The organism is Streptomyces sp. NPDC052043 (assembly GCF_044548235.1).
Lineage (GTDB): Bacteria > Actinomycetota > Actinomycetes > Streptomycetales > Streptomycetaceae > Streptomyces.
The window spans coordinates 165,517-187,737 of the sequence record NZ_JBIUBT010000013.1; the positions used below are offsets into that span (position 1 = coordinate 165,517).

The following is a 22,221-nucleotide window of genomic DNA, read 5'->3' on the forward strand; positions in this document are numbered from 1 at the left end:
TCTGAAGTCTTTGGAGTGACCCGTGGCTGCCAACTGCGACGTCTGCGGCAAGGGGCCGGGCTTCGGCAACAACATCTCGCACTCGCACCGCCGTACGTCCCGTCGCTGGAACCCGAACATCCAGCGTGTGCGTACCGTGGTCGGCGGGACGCCGAAGCGCGTGAACGCCTGCACCTCGTGCATCAAGGCCGGCAAGGTCTCGCGCTGACGCACAGCAACAGCTAAGCGCGCGGCCACCGCTGGTTCGCTGCACTGAGCCGGTCCACCTCGGTGGACCGGCTTTTTGCCGTACCCGCACACGCCGTACCCCCGCACGCCGAGCCCGCGGCCGACGGTCGGCGCGCGGGCCGGGTGACTACCCCTCCCGGGACCTCCGCAGGGCCCATCCGTGGTCCACGGGCCCGATCCCCCCGCCGAGCGCGAAGCCGGCCGCGATCGCCCCGGTGACGTACGCCTTGGCCGCCGTCACGGCCTCCGGCACGGACCGGCCCTTCGCCAGGTGCGCGGCGATCGCGGAGGCGAGAGTGCAGCCGGTGCCGTGGGTGTGCCGGTTGTCGTGGCGCACGGCGCGCAGCCAGTGCTCCTCGGAGCCGTCCGTCAGCAGGTCCACGGCGTCCCCGGAGAGGTGGCCGCCCTTGATCAGCACCCACTTCGGTCCGAACGCCAGCACCGCCGCGGCGGCCTCCCGCATCTGCTCCTCCGTCCGGACCCGGACGCCGGTCAGCCGGCCCACCTCGTCGAGGTTCGGCGTGGCGACGGTCGCCACCGGCAGCAGCCTGGTGCGTACGGTCCGCAGCGCGGACGCGGCCAGGAGGGGGTCGCCGTGCTTGGAGACGCCGACCGGGTCGACGACCGCGGGCGCGTCCGTCCCGGCGATCAGCTCGGCCACGGCCTCGGCCAGTTCCGCCGAGGCCAGCATCCCGGTCTTGACCGCCTGGACGCCGATGTCGTCCACGACGCTGCGGTACTGGGCCCGGACCGCGTCCACGGGCAGCTCCCAGGCGCCCTGCACGCCGAGGGAGTTCTGCGCGGTGACCGCGGTGATCACGCTCATGCCGTGCACGCCGAGGGCGAGCATCGTCTTCAGGTCGGCCTGGATCCCGGCGCCGCCGCCGGAGTCGGAGCCCGCGACGGTCAGCACACGAGGAGGAGCGGCGGTCATGACTCGATGTCCCCGAAGTGGTCCCAGCCGCCCTTGCTGGTCCACGGCGCGCCGTCGACCGTGACCTGGGGCAGCGCCGAGGGGCTGAGCACCTCGCCGATCACCTTCCAGCGGGCCGGCAGCTTCACGTCCGGCGGGAAGGCCGCCACGATCGCGTGGTCCTCTCCCCCGGTCAGCACCCACTGCAAGGGGTCGACGCCGACGGCCTGCCCGATGTCGTTCATCTGCGAAGGGATGTCTATGGCCCCGGAGCGGATGTCGATGTGGACCTTGCTGGCCTCGGCGATGTGCCCGAGGTCGGCGATCAACCCGTCGCTGACGTCGCACATCGCGGTGGCGCCGAGCCCGGCGGCCGCCGGGCCGGCGTGGTACGGCGGCTCGGGGCGGCGGTGGGCCTCGACGAAGGCGCGGGGCGAGCGGAAGCCCCGGGAGAGCACCGCGTACCCGGCCGCGGACCAGCCCAGCCAGCCGGTCACCGCGATCAGGTCGCCGGGTTGTGCGCCGGCGCGTGTGACCGGCTCGTGGTTGCGCAGGTCGCCGAGCGCGGTGATCGACACCATGATCGTGTCGCCGCGCACCACGTCGCCGCCGACGACGGCGGCCCCCGCGACCTGGCACTCGTCGCGCAGGCCGTCCATCAGCTCGGTGGGCCAGGTCACCGGCAGCTCGGTGGGGACGACCAGGCCAAGCAGCAGCGCGGTCGGCACCGCGCCCATGGCGGCGATGTCCGCGAGGTTCTGGGCGGCCGCCTTGCGGCCCACGTCGTACGCCGTGGACCAGTCCCGGCGGAAGTGCCGCCCCTCCAAGAGTATGTCGGTGCTCGCCACGACCCTGCGGTCGGGGGCGGCGACCACGGCGGCGTCGTCGCCGGGACCGACCCGGACCGCCGGGGTGGTGGTGAGACGGGAGGTGAGCTCCCTGATGAGCCCGAACTCCCCGAGCTCACCGACAGTGCCCTTCATCGGCCTTTCGCCCCTTCTGTCCCTGTACGTTCCCGGTCGCGCGTCAACGCGGTCCTCGCTACGGTCGAGGTGACCGTCAACTTCCGTCCTACCTGCACCCCGGCGCGCACGTCACGGTCTTCCCGGGTCTCCCCGTGGCGCGTGACGACGCGATACCGTGGCGTTCCTTTCCCCCACATGATCCTCGTGGCCGCCCTGGAGGTTCCGTGGTACAGGCGTACATCCTGATCCAGACGGAGGTCGGCAAGGCGTCGACCGTCGCCGAGACGATCGGCAAGATCCCTGGGGTGATCCAGGCCGAGGACGTGACGGGGCCCTACGACGTCATCGTGCGCGCCCAGGCCGGCACGGTGGACGACCTGGGCCGCATGGTGGTCGCGAAGGTCCAACAGGTGGACGGCATCACACGCACCCTGACCTGCCCGGTCGTGCATCTGTAGCCCCCGTCTACCCTTGGCCGGTGAGCTTCTTCCGTCACCGGCTTCTCGGCCTGCCCGTTCTCGCCGCGCTGATCACCGCCGCGGGCTGTTCCCCAAGCGACGACAGCGCCACCGTGGCGGTTCCCAGCCCGCGGCCGTCGGTTGCGAAACTGTGCCGGAGTCTGGACAGGGAACTGCCTGGGAAAGTGGACGGACTGAGCCGCGAGGACCCCAGGCCCGCATCCGCACTGACCGCGGGCTGGGGAAGCCCGGCGATCATACTGCGCTGCGGTGTCCCGCGGCCCGCCGCGATGGACGATCCGGAGGCCGACGGGGCCGAGGTGAACGGCGTGGGCTGGCTGCTCCAGAAGCAGCAGGACGGTTCGTTCCGCTTCACGACCACGCTCCGCCTGGCCTATGTGGAGGTGACGATCCCCGCGAAGCGGACGGACCACGGGGTGGCACCGCTGGTCGATCTGGCCCCGGCCGTGAAGAAGGCGATCCCCGAGGGGATCGCCGACTGAGCGCCTGACCTGCGCCAAGGGGGCGGCGGGCACCGGCCGGTGCCCGCCGTCCCCTCCGCGTACGCGCTCAGCGCAGGCCGGTCGAGCGGCGCAGCGCCGCCTGGATCAGCCGGTCCACCAGTTCCGGGTAGCCGATCCCGCTCGCCTGCCACATCTGCGGGTACATCGAGATGGGCGTGAAGCCGGGCATGGTGTTGATCTCGTTGATCACGAACTCGCCGTCCTCGGTGAGGAAGAAATCCGCGCGGACCAGGCCCTCGCAGGAGGCCGCCTCGAACGCCTCCACCGCGAGCCGCCGCACCTCGGCGGTCTCCTCCTCGGTCAGCGGGGCGGGCACGATGCCGGGCGTGGAGTCGATGTACTTGGCCTCGAAGTCGTAGTACGCGTGCGCCTCGGGCGGCGGGATCTCGGCCGGTGCGGAGGCCCGCGGGCCGTCCTCGAACTCCAGCACCCCGCACTCGATCTCACGACCGCGCAGCGCCGCCTCCACGAGCACCTTCGGGTCGTGCCGCCGGGCCTCCTCGACCGCCTCGTCCAGGCCGGAGAGGTCGTCGACCTTGGTGATGCCGATCGACGAACCGGCGCGTGCGGGCTTCACGAACAGCGGCCAGCCGTGCTCGCCGGCGAAGTCGACGATCTTCTTGCGGGCGGCGGACTGGTCCCGCGCCCACTCGCGCGGCCGGATCACCACGTACGGGCCGACCTTGAGCCCGAAGGAGGTGAACACCCGCTTCATGTACTCCTTGTCCTGGCCGACGGCCGAGGCGAGCACGCCCGAGCCCACGTACGGCACGCCGGACAGCTCCAGGAGGCCCTGGAGGGTGCCGTCCTCGCCGTAGGGGCCGTGCAGCACCGGGAAGACCACGTCGACCTCGCCGAGCGCCTTGGGCACCGAACCGGGCTCGCTGTAGACGACTTCGCGGTTGGCCGGGTCGACGGGGAGCACCACGCCGCCCTCGGCGGAGTCGGCGAGTTCCTCGACGCTCGGGGTGCGGCCCTCGGTGATGGCCATGCGCTCCGGCTCGTCGGCGGTCAGGGCCCAGCGGCCGTCGCGGGTGATGCCGATCGACAGGACCTCGTACTTGGTCCGGTCGATGGCGCGCAGCACCGCGCCCGCGGTGACCACGGAGATCCCGTGTTCGGAGCTGCGGCCGCCGCACACGACGGCCACGCGGGGCTTGCGGGACGGCTGCTCGGGGCTCTGGGGGAGGTTCTCGGTGCTCATATCGCGACGAGAGTACCCGCTGGTATCCGCGGCGTCAGTGCCCGCCCGGGCACCGTCGCTCAGCGTCGCACGGACGGTCGCGCAACGTGATGCGGACGGCCGAACGGCGCCGGTTTCAGCGGCGTTCGGGCTTGGCGCTGCGCGACATCAGCTCCCGGAGGGCCACCACGGGCGGCTTGGCCTCGTGCACGATGCCGACGACGGTCTCCGTGATGGGCATGTCGACGCCGTGCCGGCGGGCCAGATCCAGCACCGACTCACAGGACTTGACGCCCTCGGCGGTCTGCTTGGTGACCGCGATGGTCTCCTGGAGGGTCATGCCCTTGCCGAGGTTGGTGCCGAAGGTGTGGTTGCGCGACAGCGGCGACGAGCAGGTGGCCACCAGGTCGCCGAGTCCGGCGAGTCCGGAGAAGGTCAGCGGGTCGGCGCCCAGGGCCATGCCGAGGCGGGTGGTCTCGGCGAGGCCGCGCGTGATGAGCGAGCCCTTGGCGTTGTCGCCGAGCCCCATGCCGTCCGCGATGCCGACGGCCAGACCGATCACGTTCTTGACGGCGCCGCCGAGTTCGCAGCCCACCACGTCGGTATTGGTGTACGGCCGGAAGTACGGGGTGTGGCAGACGGCCTGCAACCGCCGGGCCACCGCCTCGTCGGTGCACGCGACCACGCCGGCGGCCGGCATGCGGGCGGCGATCTCCCGGGCCAGGTTGGGCCCGGTCACGACGGCGATGCGGTCGGCGCCGACCTTGGCGACGTCCTCGATCACCTCGCTCATCCGCATGGCCGAGCCGAGTTCGACGCCCTTCATCAGGGAGACGAGGACCGTGTCGGGGGCGAGCAGCGGCACCCATGCGGCGAGGTTCGCCCGCATGGTCTGCGAGGGGATGGCGAGCACCGTGAAGTCGGCGTCGCGGGCGGCCTCGGCGGCGTCGGCCGTGGCCCGCAGGTTCTCCGGGAGTTCGACTCCGGGCAGGTAGTCGGGGTTGGTCCGGGTGGAGTTGACCGCGTCGACGAGCTCGGCGCGGCGGGCCCACAGGGTCACCTCGCAGCCGGCGTCGGCGAGGACCATGCCGAAGGCGGTGCCCCACGATCCGGTACCGAAGACGGCCGCCTTGACCGGCTTGCTCACGTGCCCTGCCCCTCTTCCTGTACGGACTCCCGCTCGGCCGGCCCGCGCTGCGCGACCGGCACGGTCCTGCCCTGCTTCTGCTCCTCGGTGCGGCGGCGCTGCTCGATCCGCTCCCGGCGCGGATCGTACGGCTCGGCGGGCGCCTTCTCACCGCGGATCCGCTCCAGCTGGCGGGTGATGGCGGCCATGATGACGTCGGTGGCCTCCTTCAGCAGCTCCGGGGTCATCTCCTGGTCGTAGAAGCGGGAGAGGTCCACGGGCGGCCCGGCCAGCACGTGGTGGGTCTTGCGGGGCAGCAGGTCGGGCTTCTTGGCGTAGGGCGGCAGCAGTTCGTTGGCGCCCCACTGGGCTACCGGAATCACCGGGCACTTGGTCTGGAGGGCGACCCGGGCGGCGCCGGTCTTGCCGGTCATCGGCCAGCCGTCGGGGTCGCGGGTGAGGGTGCCCTCGGGGTAGAAGGCGACGCACTCGCCGCGCTCCACGGCGTCGATGGCGGCCCGGAACGCGCTCAGCGCGTCCGTGCTCTCGCGGTAGACGGGGATCTGCCCGGTGCCGCGCATCGCGGCACCCACCAATCCCTTCTTGAAAAGCCCGCTCTTCGCCAGGAATCGCGGTACGCGCCCGGTGTTGTACTGAAAGTGAGCGTACGCGAAGGGATCGACGTGCGAATTGTGGTTCACCACGGTGATAAATCCGCCGTCGGCCGGAATGTGCTCCATTCCGCGCCAGTCCCGCTTGATCAGAACCACCAGTGGCGGTTTGCAGATCACCGCTGCGAAGCGATACCAGAAGCCGATTCTGCGGCGGGGCACGCGGACACCTTCCTCTAGGGCCTGGGGGGCCGCACAAGTGTCGCCCCAGGCCGCCTGTCTGTCGAGGACACCGTACGCCCGCACGTCACCCGAAAGCGCCCTTGGAAGGGGCTTCGCGCCCCTGCCCCGCCCGGACCGCCGGACGGTTCGGGGGACGTCCGGGAGACAATGACGACCACACGAGAGGGGCGGAACGCCGGTGCAGTGGACCTTGGTCATCCCCCTGAAGCCCCTGACCCGGGCCAAGAGCAGGCTGTCCGACACCGCCGGCGACGGGGTGCGTCCCGGCCTGGCCCTCGCCTTCGCCGTGGACACGGTGGCGGCCGTGCTGGCCTGCCCGGCCGTGGCGGATGTGGCGGTCGTCACGGACGACGCTCAGGCCGGGCGGGAGCTGGCGGCGCTGGGCGCGCGGATCGTCGCCGACGAGCCGGGGACCGGTCTGAACGCGGCCCTCGCGCACGGAGCGGCGGTGGTGCTGGCCGCGCGCCCCCGAAGCCCGGTGGCGGCCCTGAACGCCGATCTCCCCGCGCTGCGGCCGACGGAATTGGCCCGGGTCCTGGAAGCGGCCGGACCATTCCCGCGGGCATTTCTCGCGGATTCCGCGGCCATCGGCACGACTTTGCTGGCGGCGTCCCCCGGCCATCCGCTGCTCCCGGCTTTCGGTGCCGATTCCCGGGCCCGCCACCGGGCGTCCGGCGCGGTGGAACTGTCCCTGGACGCGGTGGAATCCGTACGCCGGGACGTGGACACCGGGCAGGATCTGCGGGCGGCGCTGGCCCTCGGCGTGGGGCCGCGGACGGCCGCCGCCGCGGCGCGGCTGCCGGCCGTGGGGAAGTAGGCTGCCGTCATGCAGGCGACCGCATACACGTACGACCCCGAAAGCCGCAGCGGGCAGGTGCTCCTGGACGACGGCACCCCGGTTCCCTTCGACGCGCCGGCGTTCGACGCGGGCGGTCTGCGGCTGCTGCGGCCGGGACAGCGGGTGCGGATCGAGACCGCGGGCGAGGGGAACGGCCTGCGGATCACCCTGGTGACGCTGCAGACCTTCTGAGCAGGCAGGAAGCCCGTCCGGGCGGGCGCGAGAGGCCGCACGGCGGGCGGAAGGTGCCCGAACACGCCGCGGGCCGGGCTCCCTCGGGAGTCCGGCCCGGCGCGTGAGTGGTCCTGCGCCGCTACTTGCCGCGGGCGGTGGTCTTCTTGGCCGTGGTCTTGCGGGCGGTCGACCTCTTGGCGGGGGCCTTCTTGGCCGTCACCTTCTTCGCCGGCGCCTTCTTGGCCGTGGTCTTCTTGGCGGCGGCCTTGGTGGCCGTCGTCTTCTTGGCGGCCGCCGTGGTCTTCTTCGCCGCCGCGGTCGTCTTCTTCGCGGTGGTCTTCTTCGCCGCCGCGGTCGTCTTCTTCGCGGTGGCCTTCTTCGCCGCCGCGGTGGTCTTCTTCGCCGCGGCCTTCTTGCCGACGGCCTTGGCAATGGTGGCGGACGGGCCGGAGAGGCTGCCCTTGGGCGCCTTCTTGACCGCGATGTCGTGCTTCGGAAGCTTCTTCGAGCCGCTCACCAGGTCCTTGAAGCCCTGGCCGGCCCGGAAGCGGGGAACGGAGGTCTTCTTGACCCGCACGCGCTCACCCGTCTGCGGGTTGCGCGCGTAACGGGCGGGACGGTCGACCTTCTCGAAGGACCCGAAGCCGGTGACCGAGACCCGGTCTCCCGCGACGACCGCGCGGACGACGGCGTCCAGTACCGCGTCCACCGCATCGGCGGCCTGCTGGCGGCCGCCCATCTTGTCGGCAATCGCTTCTACGAGCTGCGCCTTGTTCACGTCTTCCCCTTCGGAGACCTTGCCGGAACGAAAGTGTTCAAGCGTTTTCGCACGTTAGGCAGATATATACCGCAAATCAAACACGAAACGGGCTAATCACCCTTGTGCCGCAACGGACTCGACGGCCTTGGGCTGTTCAGCCTTCCTCCCCGGGGATTCGCCCCTGGTCGAGGTCTGCCGTGAACCGCTCCAGACGCCTTGTCGCACCGGCGAGATCGTGCTTGGCCGCGGCCGTAATGACCAGCAGCTTCCGGGTCAGCGCCATCCGTACGCTCTCCGGGACTTGCAGTGCGCGCACTCTTTCGTGCGCTTCCTTGAGCTGGGCCGCGACCGCCGCATAGAGCTCGAGTTGGCCGTCGTTGTCCATGCACAGATTGTGCCATCTGGGGCGAGTTGTCGCCTGCGCTGGGGGGCAACTGAGGCCTGTGACGGCCCTCCGGGGCGCCGCGCCGGGCCGGGCCCGGAACCTCGCCCTCCACCGCAACAACCCCATTGACGTGGGAAGTTGAGTGTCCCGACGGCGGTGCGCCGGCCGGTACGAGCATCAAAACAGCTGTACCCCCGATCTCCTCGATCGGGGGTACAGAAGGGTCTCACAGTGGCCGAAAGTCGACTTGCCACGGCGCCGGAGAGCGGATCCGGGCTCAGCGGTCGATCATCGGCCGGGGCCGTGGATCAGACCGGCAGGGTGCGCGGCTTGAAAGCCGGGCGCTTCGCCTCGTACGCGGCGATGTCGGCCTCGTTCTGGAGGGTGATGGAGATGTCGTCCAGCCCGTTCAGCAGGCGCCAGCGGGAGTTCTCGTCCAGCTCGAAGGGGGCGGTGATCCCCTCGGCGCGCACCTCGCGGGCGACCAGGTCGACGGTCACCTCGGCCTGGGGGTCCTTCTCGACGAGCTCCCACAGCGCGTCCACGGCCTGCTGCTCCAGGACCACCGTGAGCAGACCGTTCTTCAGCGAGTTGCCCCGGAAGATGTCCGCGAAACGGGAGGAGATCACGGTCTTGAAGCCGTAGTTCTGCAGCGCCCAGACGGCGTGCTCGCGGGAGGAGCCGGTGCCGAAGTCGGGGCCGGCGACCAGGACCGTGGCGCCCTGGCGCTCCGGGCGGTTGAGCACGAACTCGGGGTCCTTGCGCCAGGCCTCGAACAACCCGTCCTCGAACCCGTCGCGGGTGACCTTCTTGAGCCAGTGGGCGGGGATGATCTGGTCGGTGTCGACGTTGCTGCGGCGCAGCGGGACGGCCCGGCCGGTGTGGGTGGTGAAGGCTTCCATGGTTCTCAGACTCCAGCGGGCGTGGGGGCGTCGGACAGGTCGGCCGGGGAGGCCAGGTGGCCGAGGACCGCGGTGGCCGCGGCGACCTGCGGGGAGACCAGGTGCGTACGGCCGCCCTTGCCCTGCCTGCCCTCGAAGTTGCGGTTGGAGGTGGAGGCGGAGCGCTCGCCGGGGGCCAGCTGGTCGGGGTTCATGCCCAGGCACATCGAGCAGCCCGCGTGCCGCCATTCGGCGCCGGCGTCCTTGAAGACCACGTCCAGGCCCTCGGAGACCGCCTGGAGGCCCACGCGCGCGGAGCCCGGGACGACCAGCATCCGTACGCCGTCGGCGACTTTACGGCTCCGCAGGATCTCGGCGGCGGCGCGCAGGTCCTCGATGCGGCCATTGGTGCAGGAGCCTACGAAGACGGTGTCCACGCTGATGGAGCGCAGCGGCTGTCCGGCCTCCAACCCCATGTATTCCAGGGCCTTTTCGGCGGCCATGCGCTCCGATGCGTCATCGTACGAAGCCGGGTCGGGGACGGCCGCCGAAAGCGGGGCACCCTGCCCGGGGTTGGTACCCCAGGTGACGAACGGGGACAGTTCGGCGGCGCCGATGACGACCTCGGCGTCGAAGACGGCGTCGTCGTCCGAGCGGAGGGTCCTCCAGTACGCGACCGCGGCGTCCCAGTCGGCGCCCTCGGGGGCGTGGGGGCGGCCCTGGAGGTAGGCGAAGGTGGTCTCGTCGGGGGCGATCATGCCCGCGCGGGCGCCGGCCTCGATCGACATGTTGCAGATGGTCATGCGGGCCTCCATCGAGAGCTTCTCGATGGCGGAGCCGCGGTACTCCAGGACGTAGCCCTGGCCGCCGCCGGTGCCGATCCTCGCGATGATCGCCAGGATCAGGTCCTTGGCCGTGACGCCGTCGGGCAGTTCGCCGTCGATGGTGATCGCCATGGTCTTCGGGCGGGCCATCGGCAGGGTCTGGGTGGCGAGCACGTGCTCGACCTGGGAGGTGCCGATGCCGAAGGCCAGCGCGCCGAAGGCGCCGTGCGTGGAGGTGTGCGAGTCGCCGCAGACGACGGTGGTGCCCGGCTGGGTCAGTCCCAGCTGCGGTCCCACCACGTGGACGACGCCCTGCTCGACGTCGCCCAGCGGGTGCAGCCGGACGCCGAAGTCGGCGCAGTTCTTGCGCAGCGTCTCCAGCTGGGCGCGGGAGACGGGGTCCGCGATGGGCTTGTCGATGTCCAGGGTCGGGGTGTTGTGATCCTCGGTGGCGATGGTCAGATCGAGCCTGCGCACGCCGCGGCCGCTCTTGCGCAGGCCGTCGAAGGCCTGGGGACTGGTCACCTCGTGCAGCAGGTGCAGATCGATGAAGAGGAGGTCGGGCTCGCCCTCGGCGCGCCGGACGACGTGGTCGTCCCAGACCTTCTCCGCGAGTGTCCTACCCATCGCTTTCCCTCCGGCCGGACGCCGAAGGCGCCGGCCCAACTAGAGATCTTGAGGATGCGGCACCCGCGCCCCCCTCCGGGCGTCCGCCGCCGAGCCCGTCGGTCCACGGGCCGTTGTGACTTCCAGAGTGGCGTGTTCCACGGAAAATTGAACTTGCGTTTCACAGAGTGAGACGCAAGTATCGTTTCATGGACAACAGTAGCGGCGTCGGCGTTCTGGACAAGGCAGCCCTCGTCCTGAGCGCTCTGGAGTCCGGTCCGGCCACCCTCGCGGGTCTGGTCGCGGCCACCGGACTGGCACGACCCACGGCCCACCGGCTGGCCGTGGCGCTGGAACACCACCGCATGGTGGCGCGCGACATGCAGGGCCGGTTCATCCTCGGCCCGCGCCTCGCGGAACTGGCCGCGGCCGCGGGCGAGGACCGCCTGCTGGCCACCGCCGGGCCGGTGCTCACGCACCTGAGGGACGTGACGGGCGAGAGCGCGCAGCTCTACCGCCGCCAGGGCGACATGCGCATCTGCGTCGCCGCGGCCGAGCGTCTGTCCGGCCTCCGGGACACCGTCCCGGTCGGCTCCACGCTCACGATGAAGGCGGGCTCCTCGGCGCAGATCCTGATGGCCTGGGAGGAGCCGGAGCGGCTCCACCGCGGCCTCCAGGGCGCCCGCTTCACGGCGACGGCCCTGTCGGGCGTACGACGCCGCGGCTGGGCCCAGTCGATCGGCGAGCGCGAGCCGGGCGTCGCGTCCGTGTCCGCGCCCGTGCGCGGCCCCTCCAACCGCGTGGTGGCCGCCGTCTCGGTCTCCGGGCCCATCGAGCGCCTCACCCGCCACCCCGGCCGTATGCACGCCCAGGCGGTCATCGACGCCGCCGCCCGCCTCTCGGAGGCACTGCGCCGCGCCGGCTGATCCTTTTCCTTTACCGCGCTCCCCCCGGGCGCGGGCCCGCCTCAACGCCGCGGCGGGCCCGCGCCCGGCCTCGCTTCTCCTTCAGGGCCCTGCGGGCCCGGCTCCCCTCACCCCGGCCCCCGCCCGGTCCCGCCCCGTCCGCGGACCGGCGAGGCGCAGACGGGCCGAGGCGGCGGGACGGGACCCGTGCGGCCCGCCCACCGCACCGCCGCCCGGCTCTTCGGCCGTCGCGGCCTTCCCCTCATCGTGGCCTTCCGATCGTCGCGGACTTCGGGGGCGCCCGCCGGGCGAGCACCCGGGGCGCTCAGGGCTTGCGCAGCCGGTCGGCCGCCCGCTCTCCCCGGCGGCCCACGGGCATGACACCGGTGGCCTTGGCCAGACCCGACTCGGGCATGTTCACGTAGACGGATTCATAGGACCCGGCCGGTACGACATAGGTCTCGTGCCAGAAGCCGACCTTGCCCTTTCCCTCGCGCAGCCGCCGGTTGAAGGCGGCCCAGGCCGGACGGTGCTTCCCGTCGGGCGCGGAGGCGTAGGCGAGGAGCTTCTCCCGGGACTCCCAGTACTGCACGAGATGCAACTCACGGGCTCCGCCCAGCAGGGACCTGAAGCCGAGCAGCCCGCTGCCACGATCGCGGGCGAGTTCCGCGAGCATCGGTCCCATCGCCCTGGCCACCGGCCACCAACTGCGCACCGCGACAAAGCTGTTGATCCGCATCCCGATAAGGAAGACAACCACCTCGTCCTCTCCCGCGGCGGTCATCCGCCCTTCGATCGGCTTGGCACCCATGAGCTCCCCCACTCTCACTCTCTCCCCTCGTTGGATAGTGGCACTATCCATGCTTAGATAGTGGCACTATCCAACAGCAGGCGCAAGAGGGAAAGGGCGCGGAACGGGAATGCGACTGGCGGAGCTGAGCGCACGCAGCGGCGTCTCCACGGCGACGATCAAGTTCTATCTGCGTGAAGGGCTGCTGCACCCCGGCCGCCGGGTCACCACCACGAAGGCCGACTACGACGAGGGGCATCTGCGGCGGCTGCGGTTGGTGCGAGCGCTGATCCAGGTGGGGCGGATCCCGGTCAACTCGGCCCGGGAGGTCCTCGCGGCGTTGCAGGACGAGGAGATGGATCGCAACACGCGCCTGGGCACTGCCACCTGGGCCCTGCCGCACGGCCCGGAGCCGGACGAGGCCGACCCCGCCACCGAGACCGCCCGTCGCACTGCCGACGAACTGATGGACCGGCTCGGCTGGGATTACGGCCGCGCGTGCGACGGAACACCGACGGCGCCGGCGTACGGGATGCTGGTGACCGCGATCGCCGCGCTGTCCCGGCTCGGCTACCCCTGCGCCACCGGGGACCTGGAACCCTACGCACGCGCGGCGGAGCGGATCGCCCTCACCGACCTGGACCTGGTGGAGCGTTACGGCACGCCCGACGAGCAGGTGGAGGCCGCGGTGGCCCTGACGGTGCTGTACGAGCCGATGCTGCTCAGCCTGCGCCGACTGGCGGAGGCCGAGGAGTCGCGTCGCCGGTTCGGCGGGCAGTGAGGTGACAGGGACCGGGTGAACATGCCGAAGGGCCCTCCACAGGGAGGGCCCTTCGATCGCGTACCCCCGACCGGATTCGAACCGGCGCTACCGCCTTGAGAGGGCGGCGTGCTAGGCCGCTACACAACGGGGGCGTGGACACTGCGTTTCCGCAGGCCCGAGCTGGTCTACCTGGACTCGAACCAAGACTAACTGAACCAGAATCAGTCGTGCTGCCAATTACACCATAGACCAATGATGGTTTAGACCAGTCGTACCCCCGACCGGATTCGAACCGGCGCTACCGCCTTGAGAGGGCGGCGTGCTAGGCCGCTACACAACGGGGGCCTTGATCCCTGGAACACACCTGGGATCCGTACCCCCGACCGGATTCGAACCGGCGCTACTGCCTTGAGAGGGCAGCGTGCTAGGCCGCTACACAACGGGGGCTTGCGGATCAAATCCGCGGTGCAGATAAGCTCTGCGAGCTGGCCTACCTGGACTCGAACCAAGACTAACTGAACCAGAATCAGTCGTGCTGCCAATTACACCATAGGCCACTGGAAGGCAAGACCCTTTGGGGATCCTGTTCTAGTGTTGCACTCGCGGTTCCGGACCTTCGGCCCGCGCCCCGCGGCGCAGGAAGAACATTACCCGAAGGTGGACGGGGCTCCAAAACGAGTATCGGCGCCGAGGATCGCGGGCAGTTCGGCGAGTGAGGCGATGCGGTGCCGCCCGGCGCCGTCGTGGCCGTCGGCGTCCACACCCACGCGGTCGATCCAGACCGACACCAGCCCTGCCTCGGCGGCGCCCCGCCCGTCGATCTCCGGGTGGTCGCCGACGTACGCCACCTGGTGCGGGCCGAGTTCCAGGGCCTCGCAGGCCGCGTGGAACGCCCGCGGCTCCGGCTTGGACACCCCGAGCTCCGCGGCGCACAGGACGGCCTCGAAGCGGTCGCGCACGCCGAGGACGCGCAGCTTGCGCTCCTGGACGTGGACGCTGGAGTTGGACAGCACGGCGTGCCGGTGGCTGGCGGCGAGCGCGTCCAGGACGGGCAGCACGTCCGGGAAGAGCGCCCAGGCGGCCTCGTAGTGGCCCAGGTAGCGCTCGAACCACGCGTCGGTCTCGTCGTCGGTCAGCTCCGGCCGGGCGAGGAAGACCCGCACCCGGTCCCGCCGCTGCCCCTCGAAGGTCGCCTCCCCCGCCGAGAACCGCGCCCACTGCGCGTCGGTGATCCGCCGCCAGTGCGCCAGGGCCTCCTCCACGGTCCCGTACCCGTCCAGCAGCCCCTCGGCCACCAGGTGCGCCCGCATGCCGGCCCGGTCGGCGGCGGTGTAGTCGAAAAGGGTGTCGTCGACGTCCCAGAGCACGGCTTCGATCGGCATGTCACCGACAGTACCGCCTGCCGCGGATCGCCTTTCGGATCATTCGGAACCGGGTGCCGTGATCCGGAAGGAGCTGCCGTTGCGCGGGCCGAGCCAGGCATGGACGGACATCCGCCGGCCGCCGTCCCCGGTCGGGACGTCCCTGCCGGCCTCGGCGAGTCGGGCCCGGCTCTGCCCTCGGTACCGGAAGTACACGCTGACATGGTGAACACCCGACGTCACGGCGATGTCCGTGGTGCCCCACTTCGCCGCGTGCTCGGTACCGTCGATTTCGATGACGGGCCGGGTGAAGAGGTGGTGGAACCATGCCGCGACAGGTGACGCCTGGACGGTGACGACGAAATGTGCCGACGGGTCGACCATGAGGCGATGTTAACCCTGCCGCGGCCGGGCCGTACGGGACAGGGCGGCAGCCTCTGAGGCTGCCGCCCTGTCGGGTGGCTCAGGCGCCGCGCACGTCGCCGGGTTCGTTCACGCCGCCAGCTTCGCCAGCGCCGCGTCGATGCGGGCCAGGGTCTTCTCCTTGCCCAGGACCTCGAGGGACTCGAAGAGGGGCAGGCCGACCGTGCGGCCGGTGACGGCGACACGGACCGGCGCCTGGGCCTTGCCGAGCTTGAGGCCGTGGGCCTCGCCGGCGGCCAGGACGGCCTCCTTCAGGGAGTCGGGGGAGGTCCAGTCGGCCGCCTCCAGCTTCTCCCGGGCGGTGCGGAGCAGGGCGTCCGAGCCCTCCTTCATCGCCTTGGTCCAGCTCGCCTCGTCGAAGACGGGCTCGGGCAGGAACAGGAAGTCCACGTTGTCCGTGATCTCGGACAGGACCTTCAGACGCGTCTGCGCCTGCGGGGCGATCGCCTGCCACCTGGTCTCGTCGAAGTCCTCCGGAGCCCAGGGGGCGGCCGGAGCCTGGAGCCAGGGGCGGCAGCGCTCGGTGAAGTCCTTCACGTCGAGCAGGCGGATGTGGTCGGCGTTGATCGCCTCGCACTTCTTCAGGTCGAAGCGGGCCGGGTTGGGGTTCACGTCCGCGATGTCGAAGGCGGCGACCATCTCCTCGACGGAGAAGATGTCCCGGTCGGCCGACAGCGACCAGCCGAGCAGAGAGAGGTAGTTGAGCAGACCCTCGGGCAGGAAGCCGCGCTCGCGGTAGAGGTTCAGCGAGGACTGCGGGTCGCGCTTGGAGAGCTTCTTGTTGCCCTCGCCCATCACGTACGGCAGGTGGCCGAAGGCCGGGACCTCCTTGGCGATGCCCAGTTCCATCAGCGCCTTGTACAGGGCGACCTGGCGCGGGGTGGAGGAGAGCAGGTCCTCGCCGCGCAGGATGTGGGTGATCTCCATGAGCGCGTCGTCGACCGGGTTGACCAGGGTGTACAGCGGGGCGCCGTTGGCGCGGACGATGCCGTAGTCCGGGACGTTCTCCGGGGTGAAGGTCAGCTCGCCGCGGACCAGGTCGGTGAAGGTGATCGTCTCGTCGGGCATGCGGAAGCGGACGATCGGGGCGCGGCCCTGGGCCTTGTACTCCTCGACCTGCGCGGCGCTCAGGTCGCGGCAGTGGCCGTCGTAGCCGGACGGCTTGCCGGCCGCGCGGGCGGCCTCGCGGCGGCTGTCCAGCTCCTCCTGGGAGCAGTAGCAGTGGTAGGCGTGGCCGGCTTCGAGCAGCTTGTGGGCGACGTCCTGGTAGATGTCCATGCGCTGCGACTGCCGGTACGGCGCGTGCGGTCCGCCGACCTCGGGGCCCTCGTCCCAGTCGAAGCCCAGCCAGCGCATCGCGTCGAGCAGCTGGTTGTAGGACTCCTCGGAGTCGCGGGCCGCGTCGGTGTCCTCGATGCGGAAGACCAGCGTGCCCTGGTGGTGCCGGGCGAACGCCCAGTTGAACAGGGCGGTGCGGACCAGGCCCACGTGGGGGTTACCGGTGGGCGAGGGGCAGAAACGGACGCGTACGGGTGCGCTAGCCACGCTTGACAACCTTGTTGGTGAGAGTGCCGATGCCTTCGATGGTGACGGCGACCTCGTCGCCGACGCTGAGGGGGCCGACCCCTGCCGGGGTGCCCGTGAGGATCACGTCGCCGGGGAGCAGCGTCATGGCCTCGGAGATGTTGACGATCAGATCCTCGATGGGGTGGATCATCTCGCTGGTGCGGCCCAGCTGCCGCTGCTCGCCGTTGACGGTGAGCTGGATGGTCAGGTCGGCCGCGGCGCCGAGGTCGAGGTCCGTCTCCACCCAGGGGCCGAGCGGGCAGGAGGTGTCGAAGCCCTTGGCCCTGGCCCACTGCTTCTCGCGCCGCTGCACGTCGCGGGCGGTGACGTCGTTGGCGCAGGTGTAGCCGAAGATCACGTCCTTGACGCGCTCGCGCGGGACCTCGCGGCACATGCGGCCGACGACCACGGCCAGTTCGGCCTCGTGGTGCAGCTCCTGGGAGAAGGAGGGGTACTGGATCGGGTCGCCGGGACCGATCACCGAGGTGGACGGCTTGAAGAAGGCGAACGGCGCGTCGGGCACCTCGTTGCCGAGTTCGCGTGCGTGCTCGGCGTAGTTGCGGCCGAAGGCCACGACCTTGTTGGGGAGCACCGGCGGCAGCAGCCGTACCTTGCTCAGCGGCACCTTCGTGCCGGAGAGCTCGAAGTCCGCGAACGGGATGCCCTTGATGATGTCGAGGACGAGCTCGTCCGGCTTGTCGCCCTCGACCGCGCCGAAGGCGACGTTCCCGTCGATGGAGAACCTGGCGATGCGCACGGGTTGCTTGGCCCCTTGACTGAAGCGGCTGGATCTGACGCTCCAGGCTAACGCGGCCGGGCCCCGGACCTCGCGCCATTACGGCGCACGGGGCATGGAAGAGGGGCGTCCTCGATCGGGACGCCCCTGATCGCCGTCCGCGAGCGGACCGGGCGCTACTTCGCGGCGACGGCCGCGACGGGCGCCACCATGAGGATGGTGCGCCGGGGGTTGGCGGTCTGCGTGGGAAGGGAGACAGGGTGCTCCGGCAGCTCCGGCGTCGGCAGCTCGTCGGCTCCTTCGAGGTGCATCAGCGTCGTGCGCCGGGGGTTGGCTATGTTGCGGAACATCATCGTCGTCTTCACGGTTGTACGAGACCTTGTCGTCTACGGGCACCCGGGAGGTCCGCATGACCCCCGCTCGGGCGCGGGTTGTCGGATATGCCATCCCTGTAAAGCGTCAGGCTAAACATTCAATTCCCGGCCGAAGACGTGAAGAGCCTGTGTTGTCAGTGTGAGTTTCCTCACGAGGGCCTCGACAATCCAGACAAATCCATGGTGCGGTCTTGATCGTCGAATCGGACATTGGGCCACTGAAGCCATCATTCCGCTCCCGATCATGGCGACTGGGACACCTCAAGTGACTCGCGGGTACGCAGCGAAATGTCCCCTATGCGGGAGATCACTTTCCACATCGGGTAATGCGTCACTCACGGGCTGTCACGGTGGTCACGGCCTGGCCCACATGCCTTGTTGGAGATCCGGCACTGTGCTGGAATGCCACGGACCGCTGCAGGATCGAGCCGGCGCAGGGGGCGCAACGCAGCGCCGAGTGGCGGTGAGAAGGGGGAACCAGCGCCGGTCACTCACGACCATCAGGGAAGTGTGTTCAAGACGCTTCCCACAACGCCGACACCGTCCTTCCGCTCGCGCGGAGGGGCGCCTGGTCCAGAGGTTGCGACGCTAGTGCAGGGACGTTTCAAGAGGGATGGCAGCGCTTCGGCGGAGCCGGAGCCGCACGGCGGGACTGGCCCCATGGCCGTCAGCTCCTCGCCCCAGCACGCCCAGAACCCGGCCGCGGCCGGCGACGGCGCCGGACGCTCGGGCACGACCGGCCCGACCGGTGCGTCCGGGTCGTCGGATCCGGCTCCGGGGGCCAAGCAGACCAGCAGCCAGGGTCCGGGGGGCCCCGGCTCGCGCATGGCCCTGCGCAACTGGCGCATCTCCACGCGTCTGGTGTCGCTGCTCGCACTGCCCGTGGTCGCCGCGACCACGCTGGGCGGGCTGCGTATCAACCAGAGCATGGACGACATCCAGCAGCTCGACAACATGAAGCTGCTGACGGAGATGACCAAGCAGGCCACGGAGCTGGCCGCCGCGCTCCAGGAGGAGCGCGACCAGTCCGCCGGCCCGCTGGCGCACCCCTCCAGCGCGAGCGCCATCACCATCAAGGGCTACCGGGACCGGACCGACCGGGCCCGGGACAACTTCGTCTCCGCGTCCGAGGAGATCGACGCCGCCAGCAAGAACGGCAACCTCCTCGGTGTCCGCGACACCCTCGTCGGCCTCGCCAGCGACCTCAACGGCCTCAGCAAGATCCGTAAGGACGCGTACCAGTCCAAGGAGAACTCGGCCCGGACGGTCGAGAGCTACCACCGGCTCATCACCGAGCTGCTCGCCCTCTCCCAGGACATGGCCGAGGCGACCAGCAACCCGCAGATGATCCAGCGCACGCGCGCCCTGGCCGCGTTCTCCTCCGCCAAGGAGTACGCCTCCGTCCAGCGCGCCGTCATCGCCGCCGCCCTGCCGGCCAACAACACCAGCGCGGGCAACCTCTCGGAGAACGACCGCCTCTACGCCCAGCAGGCGTTGGAGAGCCAGACCTCCGACCTCAACGGCTTCCGCAACATCTACGGGGACGGCTCCGAGGAGCTCATCAAGCCCATCGAAGAGGGCAACCCGACGATCCAGTCCGCGGACACCTACGCCAAGCGCGTCCTCGACAACACCGAGGGCCTGAAGCAGGCGAACAAGCGCTCCTACCGCGACTGGGTCGACGACAGCTCGACCAAGATCGAGCAGATGAAGAAGATCGAGCACACGCTGCTCGAGGAGATGGAGCAGAAGGCCCGCGAGCTGCGCAGCGCCACCGAGTACGACGCCATCGTCTCCGGTGTGCTGATCCTGCTCGTGCTCGGCGTGTCGCTGGTCGGCGCCTTCGTCGTGGCCCGCTCCATGATCCGCTCGCTGCACCGGCTCCAGGAGACCGCCACCAAGGTCGCCCAGGACCGTCTGCCCGAGCTGGTCCGCCAGCTGTCGGAGTCCGACCCGCAGGACGTCGACACGTCCGTGGAGTCGGTCGGTGTGCACTCCCGGGACGAGATCGGCCAGGTGGCCGCGGCCTTCGACGACGTGCACCGCGAGGCGGTCCGCCTCGCCGCCGAGCAGGCCCTGCTGCGGGGCAACGTCAACGCGATGTTCACCAACCTCTCGCGCCGCTCCCAGGGTCTGATCCAGCGCCAGCTGTCGCTGATCTCCGAGCTCGAGTCCCGCGAGGCCGACCCGGACCAGCTGTCCTCGCTCTTCAAGCTCGACCACCTCGCGACGCGCATGCGCCGTAACGGTGAGAACCTCCTCGTCCTCGCGGGTGAAGAGCCCGGCCGTCGCTGGACCCGTCCGGTCCCGCTGGTCGACGTGCTCCGCGCCGCCGCGTCCGAGGTGGAGCAGTACGAGCGCATCGAGCTGGCCTCGGTCCCCGGCACCGAGGTCGCCGGCCGGGTCGTCAACGACCTCGTGCACCTGCTCGCCGAGCTGCTGGAGAACGCGACGTCGTTCTCCTCGCCGCAGACCAAGGTCAAGGTCACCGGTCACGCGCTGCCGGACGGCCGGGTGCTGATCGAGATCCACGACACCGGTATCGGCCTGTCCCCGGAGGACCTCGCCGCGATCAACGAGCGGCTCGCCGCGCCGCCCACCGTGGACGTGTCGGTCTCCCGCCGCATGGGCCTCTTCGTGGTCGGTCGTCTGTCCCAGCGCCACGGCATCCGCATCCAGCTGCGCCCCTCCGACTCCGGTGGTACGACGGCTCTGGTCATGCTGCCCGTCGACGTCGCCCAGGGCGGCAAGAAGCCGGGCGCGGGCAAGCCCGGCGGCCCGTCCGCGGGCGGTCCGGCCGCCGCGGCCGCCGCCGCAGGCGCCGCCGCGGCCCGCCGCCAGGGCGGTCAGCAGGGCGGCGGGGCCCTCGGTGCGGGCGGTCAGCAGGGCGGAGCCGGCCGGCTCGGTGCCGGAGCCGCTCCGCGCGGCCAGGTCGGCGGCGGCCAGGGTCCGCGGGCCGCGCTGCCCGGTGCCGGCCGCCAGGGCGGTCCGAACGGACCGCGCGGGCAGCAGGGTCCGGGGCAGCCTCAGCAGGGCCGCCCAGCCGGGTCGGGCATGGCCGGCGGCTTCGGCGGCCAGGCACCCGGCGGGCCGCAGAGTCAGCAGGCCCCCGGTGCGGGCGCGCCCCAGGGCTTCGGCGACGGCCGGCAGCCGGCCGCCCCGCAGGGCTTCGACGACGGACGCCGTCAGGACGTCTTCGGCGGCGCGCGCGGTGGCGTGCCCCCGCAGCGCGGGAACGGCGGGGAGCCGGGCCGGCAGCCGCAGCTGCCGCCGCGCGGTGGCCCGCGGGCCGAGCTGCCGGGCGGCAGCGGTCCGTCCCGCACGCAGGGTTGGGCCGACGAGAACGCTCAGGGCCGGGCCGCACTGGACGCGCCGCGCGGCCACGACGAGCAGGACCCGGCGCAGACCTCCCGGATGCCGCGGATCGACGACCGGCAGGGACCCGGCTCGACGGCGGACACCTCGGCGATCCCCCGCTTCGACGACCGGCAGGCACCGGGCTCCCCGGCGGACACCTCGGCGTTCCCCCGTCCCGACTTCGACGCGCCGCAGCCGGGCGCGGACGGCTCGCAGAACACGGGCCAGTTCACCCGCTCGGACGTCTACAATTCCGGCGCGCAGAACAACCCGGCCGACACGGGCCAGTTCGCGGCTCAGCAGGGCTACGACAGCGGTTCCACGGGCCAGTTCGCCGCTCAGCAGGGCTACGACAACGGCTCCACCGGCCAGTTCGCGGCCCAGCAGGGCTACGACAACGGCTCCACCGGCCAGTTCCCGGCCCAGCAGGGCTACGACAACGGCTCCACCGGCCAGTTCCCGGCCCAGCAGGGCTACGACAACGGCTCCACCAGCCAGTTCCCGGCCCAGCAGGGCTACGACAACGGCTCCACCAGCCAGTTCCCGGCCCAGCAGGGCTACGACAACGGCTCCACCAGCCAGTTCGCCCAGCCCGGACACGACAACGGAGCGCCCGGCCGGAACGCCCACCCGGGCGGCGCCGCCGACTTCGGCGGTCTGCACGGGCCGGCCGCCCAGCGGCCGCAGCAGCGTCCCGCACGCCCGGAACGGGGCAACGCGGGTGCCGCGCAGCAGCGGCCCGACGACGCCTGGGCGCTGCCTCCGGCCCCGGGTCCCGGCGACGGCCGTACGCCGCTGTTCGACACCCTGGAGACCAACTGGTTCCGCGGTGAACGGCAGCAGCAGAGCAGCGAACCGGCTCCGTCCTCGCCGCAGCAGCAGCCGCAACAGCCGCCGCAGACTCCTGCGGCCCCCCAGCGTCCCGCAGCCTCCACCTGGCGCACCTCGCCGAACGACGACCTCGTTCGGCAGGCCGAGCGTGTCAGGCAGCCGGCCGCGGGCGGTGTCACCACCTCCGGCCTGCCGCGCCGGGTGCCCCGGGCGAACCTCGTCCCGGGCACGGCTCAGCAGCAACAGCACCAGAGCGGTCCGCAGGTCTCGCGTTCGCCAGACGAAGTACGCGGCCGGCTGACCAATCTCCGTCGGGGCATCGCACAGGGCCGTCAGGCCGGTACCGGTCAGACGGGCAGTTTCCCGAGCCCCACTCACCAGCAGGAGCGTTAGTTG

The 22,221-nt window shown here is 71.2% G+C and carries 23 protein-coding genes and 5 tRNA genes; 8 read left to right on the plus strand and 20 right to left on the minus strand.

The window, feature by feature from the left end; translation table 11 throughout:
* Positions 1–22 precede the first annotated feature (22 nt).
* Complete coding sequence (gene rpmB, locus ACIHCX_RS29450; RefSeq protein WP_003993230.1) at positions 23–208, plus strand: 50S ribosomal protein L28; 186 nt, start codon at positions 23–25, stop codon at positions 206–208.
* A 147-nt stretch (positions 209–355) separates the two neighbouring features.
* Here rpmB and thiD read toward each other — a convergent pair whose 3' ends face one another.
* Positions 356–1,162 (minus strand): bifunctional hydroxymethylpyrimidine kinase/phosphomethylpyrimidine kinase, encoded by an 807-nt coding sequence (thiD, locus tag ACIHCX_RS29455; RefSeq protein WP_400034731.1) that lies wholly within the window; start codon positions 1,160–1,162, stop codon positions 356–358.
* Entirely contained in the window at positions 1,159–2,124 is a 966-nt protein-coding gene (locus ACIHCX_RS29460) for a thiamine-phosphate kinase (protein ID WP_365421759.1), read from the minus strand. The genes thiD and ACIHCX_RS29460 overlap by 4 nt, the downstream gene beginning before the upstream one ends.
* 206 nt (positions 2,125–2,330) lie before the next feature.
* Here ACIHCX_RS29460 and ACIHCX_RS29465 point away from each other — a divergent pair, with 206 nt between their 5' ends.
* Positions 2,331–2,564 carry an Lrp/AsnC family transcriptional regulator gene (locus tag ACIHCX_RS29465; protein WP_400034732.1) on the plus strand — a complete coding sequence of 78 codons (234 nt, stop codon included), beginning with the start codon at positions 2,331–2,333 and terminating at the stop codon, positions 2,562–2,564.
* A 20-nt stretch (positions 2,565–2,584) separates the two neighbouring features.
* A complete protein-coding gene (locus ACIHCX_RS29470; protein WP_400034734.1) occupies positions 2,585–3,067 on the plus strand; it encodes a DUF3515 domain-containing protein in 483 nt (160 codons plus the stop codon).
* Between the two features lie 67 nt (positions 3,068–3,134).
* Here ACIHCX_RS29470 and ACIHCX_RS29475 read toward each other — a convergent pair whose 3' ends face one another.
* The 3 genes from ACIHCX_RS29475 to ACIHCX_RS29485 all read right to left on the minus strand — a co-directional run bounded on the left by ACIHCX_RS29475 (position 3,135) and on the right by ACIHCX_RS29485 (position 6,230).
* Positions 3,135–4,292, minus strand: coding sequence for a D-alanine--D-alanine ligase family protein (locus ACIHCX_RS29475; RefSeq protein ID WP_400034736.1), 1,158 nt, complete (start codon positions 4,290–4,292; stop codon positions 3,135–3,137).
* A 115-nt stretch (positions 4,293–4,407) separates the two neighbouring features.
* The gene (locus ACIHCX_RS29480; RefSeq protein ID WP_400034738.1) at positions 4,408–5,418 is read right to left on the minus strand and encodes an NAD(P)H-dependent glycerol-3-phosphate dehydrogenase; all 1,011 of its coding nucleotides are present in this window, start codon (positions 5,416–5,418) and stop codon (positions 4,408–4,410) included.
* Positions 5,415–6,230 carry a lysophospholipid acyltransferase family protein gene (locus ACIHCX_RS29485; protein WP_400034740.1) on the minus strand — a complete coding sequence of 272 codons (816 nt, stop codon included), beginning with the start codon at positions 6,228–6,230 and terminating at the stop codon, positions 5,415–5,417. The genes ACIHCX_RS29480 and ACIHCX_RS29485 overlap by 4 nt, the downstream gene beginning before the upstream one ends.
* Positions 6,231–6,429: 199 nt before the next feature.
* On the opposite strand from ACIHCX_RS29485, the gene cofC reads away from it, so the two are divergent.
* Both cofC and ACIHCX_RS29495 read left to right on the plus strand, forming a co-directional pair.
* Complete coding sequence (gene cofC / locus ACIHCX_RS29490) at positions 6,430–7,068, plus strand: 2-phospho-L-lactate guanylyltransferase (protein ID WP_400034742.1); 639 nt, start codon at positions 6,430–6,432, stop codon at positions 7,066–7,068.
* A gap of 9 nt (positions 7,069–7,077) precedes the next feature.
* Positions 7,078–7,281, plus strand: coding sequence for a hypothetical protein (locus ACIHCX_RS29495; protein ID WP_400034744.1), 204 nt, complete (start codon positions 7,078–7,080; stop codon positions 7,279–7,281).
* Between the two features lie 121 nt (positions 7,282–7,402).
* On the opposite strand, the gene ACIHCX_RS29500 is transcribed toward ACIHCX_RS29495, so the two are convergent.
* The 4 genes from ACIHCX_RS29500 to leuC form a co-directional block, all read right to left on the minus strand.
* Positions 7,403–8,041, minus strand: a complete 639-nt coding sequence (locus ACIHCX_RS29500; protein WP_400034746.1) for an HU family DNA-binding protein — start codon at positions 8,039–8,041, stop codon at positions 7,403–7,405.
* Between the two features lie 136 nt (positions 8,042–8,177).
* On the minus strand, positions 8,178–8,408 hold the full coding sequence (locus tag ACIHCX_RS29505; RefSeq protein ID WP_400034748.1) for a hypothetical protein: 231 nt from the start codon (positions 8,406–8,408) through the stop codon (positions 8,178–8,180).
* 308 nt (positions 8,409–8,716) lie between these two features.
* On the minus strand, positions 8,717–9,310 hold the full coding sequence (gene leuD / locus ACIHCX_RS29510; protein WP_400034750.1) for a 3-isopropylmalate dehydratase small subunit: 594 nt from the start codon (positions 9,308–9,310) through the stop codon (positions 8,717–8,719).
* Positions 9,311–9,315: 5 nt separating this feature from the next.
* Positions 9,316–10,740: a 3-isopropylmalate dehydratase large subunit gene (leuC, locus tag ACIHCX_RS29515; RefSeq protein WP_400034752.1), complete on the minus strand. Its 1,425-nt coding sequence runs from the start codon at positions 10,738–10,740 to the stop codon at positions 9,316–9,318.
* 188 nt (positions 10,741–10,928) lie between these two features.
* Here leuC and ndgR point away from each other — a divergent pair, with 188 nt between their 5' ends.
* Complete coding sequence (gene ndgR, locus ACIHCX_RS29520; protein ID WP_150951308.1) at positions 10,929–11,645, plus strand: IclR family transcriptional regulator NdgR; 717 nt, start codon at positions 10,929–10,931, stop codon at positions 11,643–11,645.
* 304 nt (positions 11,646–11,949) lie between these two features.
* Here ndgR and ACIHCX_RS29525 read toward each other — a convergent pair whose 3' ends face one another.
* Complete coding sequence (locus ACIHCX_RS29525) at positions 11,950–12,435, minus strand: DUF4188 domain-containing protein (protein ID WP_400034754.1); 486 nt, start codon at positions 12,433–12,435, stop codon at positions 11,950–11,952.
* 109 nt (positions 12,436–12,544) lie between these two features.
* Here ACIHCX_RS29525 and ACIHCX_RS29530 point away from each other — a divergent pair, with 109 nt between their 5' ends.
* Positions 12,545–13,195: a MerR family transcriptional regulator gene (locus tag ACIHCX_RS29530; protein WP_400034756.1), complete on the plus strand. Its 651-nt coding sequence runs from the start codon at positions 12,545–12,547 to the stop codon at positions 13,193–13,195.
* A gap of 61 nt (positions 13,196–13,256) precedes the next feature.
* Here ACIHCX_RS29530 and ACIHCX_RS29535 read toward each other — a convergent pair.
* The 10 genes from ACIHCX_RS29535 to ACIHCX_RS29580 form a co-directional block, all read right to left on the minus strand.
* Positions 13,257–13,329 (minus strand) — tRNA-Glu (locus ACIHCX_RS29535).
* A gap of 28 nt (positions 13,330–13,357) precedes the next feature.
* Positions 13,358–13,429, minus strand: a tRNA-Gln gene (locus ACIHCX_RS29540).
* A 20-nt stretch (positions 13,430–13,449) separates the two neighbouring features.
* A tRNA-Glu gene (locus tag ACIHCX_RS29545) sits at positions 13,450–13,522 on the minus strand.
* Between the two features lie 29 nt (positions 13,523–13,551).
* Positions 13,552–13,624, minus strand: a tRNA-Glu gene (locus ACIHCX_RS29550).
* Positions 13,625–13,662: 38 nt separating this feature from the next.
* Positions 13,663–13,734: transfer RNA gene (locus ACIHCX_RS29555), tRNA-Gln, on the minus strand.
* 90 nt (positions 13,735–13,824) lie between these two features.
* Positions 13,825–14,559: an HAD family hydrolase gene (locus ACIHCX_RS29560; protein ID WP_400034758.1), complete on the minus strand. Its 735-nt coding sequence runs from the start codon at positions 14,557–14,559 to the stop codon at positions 13,825–13,827.
* Between the two features lie 39 nt (positions 14,560–14,598).
* Complete coding sequence (locus ACIHCX_RS29565) at positions 14,599–14,922, minus strand: hypothetical protein (RefSeq protein ID WP_400034760.1); 324 nt, start codon at positions 14,920–14,922, stop codon at positions 14,599–14,601.
* Between the two features lie 108 nt (positions 14,923–15,030).
* Positions 15,031–16,515, minus strand: coding sequence for a glutamate--tRNA ligase (gene gltX / locus ACIHCX_RS29570; RefSeq protein ID WP_400034762.1), 1,485 nt, complete (start codon positions 16,513–16,515; stop codon positions 15,031–15,033).
* Complete coding sequence (locus ACIHCX_RS29575) at positions 16,499–17,284, minus strand: fumarylacetoacetate hydrolase family protein (RefSeq protein WP_400034764.1); 786 nt, start codon at positions 17,282–17,284, stop codon at positions 16,499–16,501. The genes gltX and ACIHCX_RS29575 overlap by 17 nt, the downstream gene beginning before the upstream one ends.
* Positions 17,285–17,439: 155 nt before the next feature.
* On the minus strand, positions 17,440–17,628 hold the full coding sequence (locus tag ACIHCX_RS29580; RefSeq protein WP_400034766.1) for a hypothetical protein: 189 nt from the start codon (positions 17,626–17,628) through the stop codon (positions 17,440–17,442).
* 600 nt (positions 17,629–18,228) lie between these two features.
* Between ACIHCX_RS29580 and ACIHCX_RS29585 the strand changes: the two genes are divergently transcribed.
* Entirely contained in the window at positions 18,229–22,218 is a 3,990-nt protein-coding gene (locus tag ACIHCX_RS29585; protein ID WP_400034768.1) for a nitrate- and nitrite sensing domain-containing protein, read from the plus strand.
* The last annotated feature ends 3 nt before the right edge of the window (positions 22,219–22,221 follow it).

What these genes read in the sequence shown, in the direction of transcription:
- thiD (WP_400034731.1), bottom strand. Translation starts at nt 1,162, where the DNA reads ATGACCGCCGCTCCTCCTCGTGTGCTGACCGTCGCGGGCTCCGACTCC.
- ACIHCX_RS29460 (WP_365421759.1), bottom strand. Translation starts at nt 2,124, where the DNA reads ATGAAGGGCACTGTCGGTGAGCTCGGGGAGTTCGGGCTCATCAGGGAG.
- ACIHCX_RS29475 (WP_400034736.1), bottom strand. Translation starts at nt 4,292, where the DNA reads ATGAGCACCGAGAACCTCCCCCAGAGCCCCGAGCAGCCGTCCCGCAAG.
- ACIHCX_RS29495 (WP_400034744.1), top strand. Translation starts at nt 7,078, where the DNA reads ATGCAGGCGACCGCATACACGTACGACCCCGAAAGCCGCAGCGGGCAG.
- ACIHCX_RS29505 (WP_400034748.1), bottom strand. Translation starts at nt 8,408, where the DNA reads ATGGACAACGACGGCCAACTCGAGCTCTATGCGGCGGTCGCGGCCCAG.
- leuD (WP_400034750.1), bottom strand. Translation starts at nt 9,310, where the DNA reads ATGGAAGCCTTCACCACCCACACCGGCCGGGCCGTCCCGCTGCGCCGC.
- leuC (WP_400034752.1), bottom strand. Translation starts at nt 10,740, where the DNA reads ATGGGTAGGACACTCGCGGAGAAGGTCTGGGACGACCACGTCGTCCGG.
- ndgR (WP_150951308.1), top strand. Translation starts at nt 10,929, where the DNA reads ATGGACAACAGTAGCGGCGTCGGCGTTCTGGACAAGGCAGCCCTCGTC.
- ACIHCX_RS29525 (WP_400034754.1), bottom strand. Translation starts at nt 12,435, where the DNA reads ATGGGTGCCAAGCCGATCGAAGGGCGGATGACCGCCGCGGGAGAGGAC.
- ACIHCX_RS29530 (WP_400034756.1), top strand. Translation starts at nt 12,545, where the DNA reads ATGCGACTGGCGGAGCTGAGCGCACGCAGCGGCGTCTCCACGGCGACG.
- ACIHCX_RS29560 (WP_400034758.1), bottom strand. Translation starts at nt 14,559, where the DNA reads ATGCCGATCGAAGCCGTGCTCTGGGACGTCGACGACACCCTTTTCGAC.
- ACIHCX_RS29565 (WP_400034760.1), bottom strand. Translation starts at nt 14,922, where the DNA reads ATGGTCGACCCGTCGGCACATTTCGTCGTCACCGTCCAGGCGTCACCT.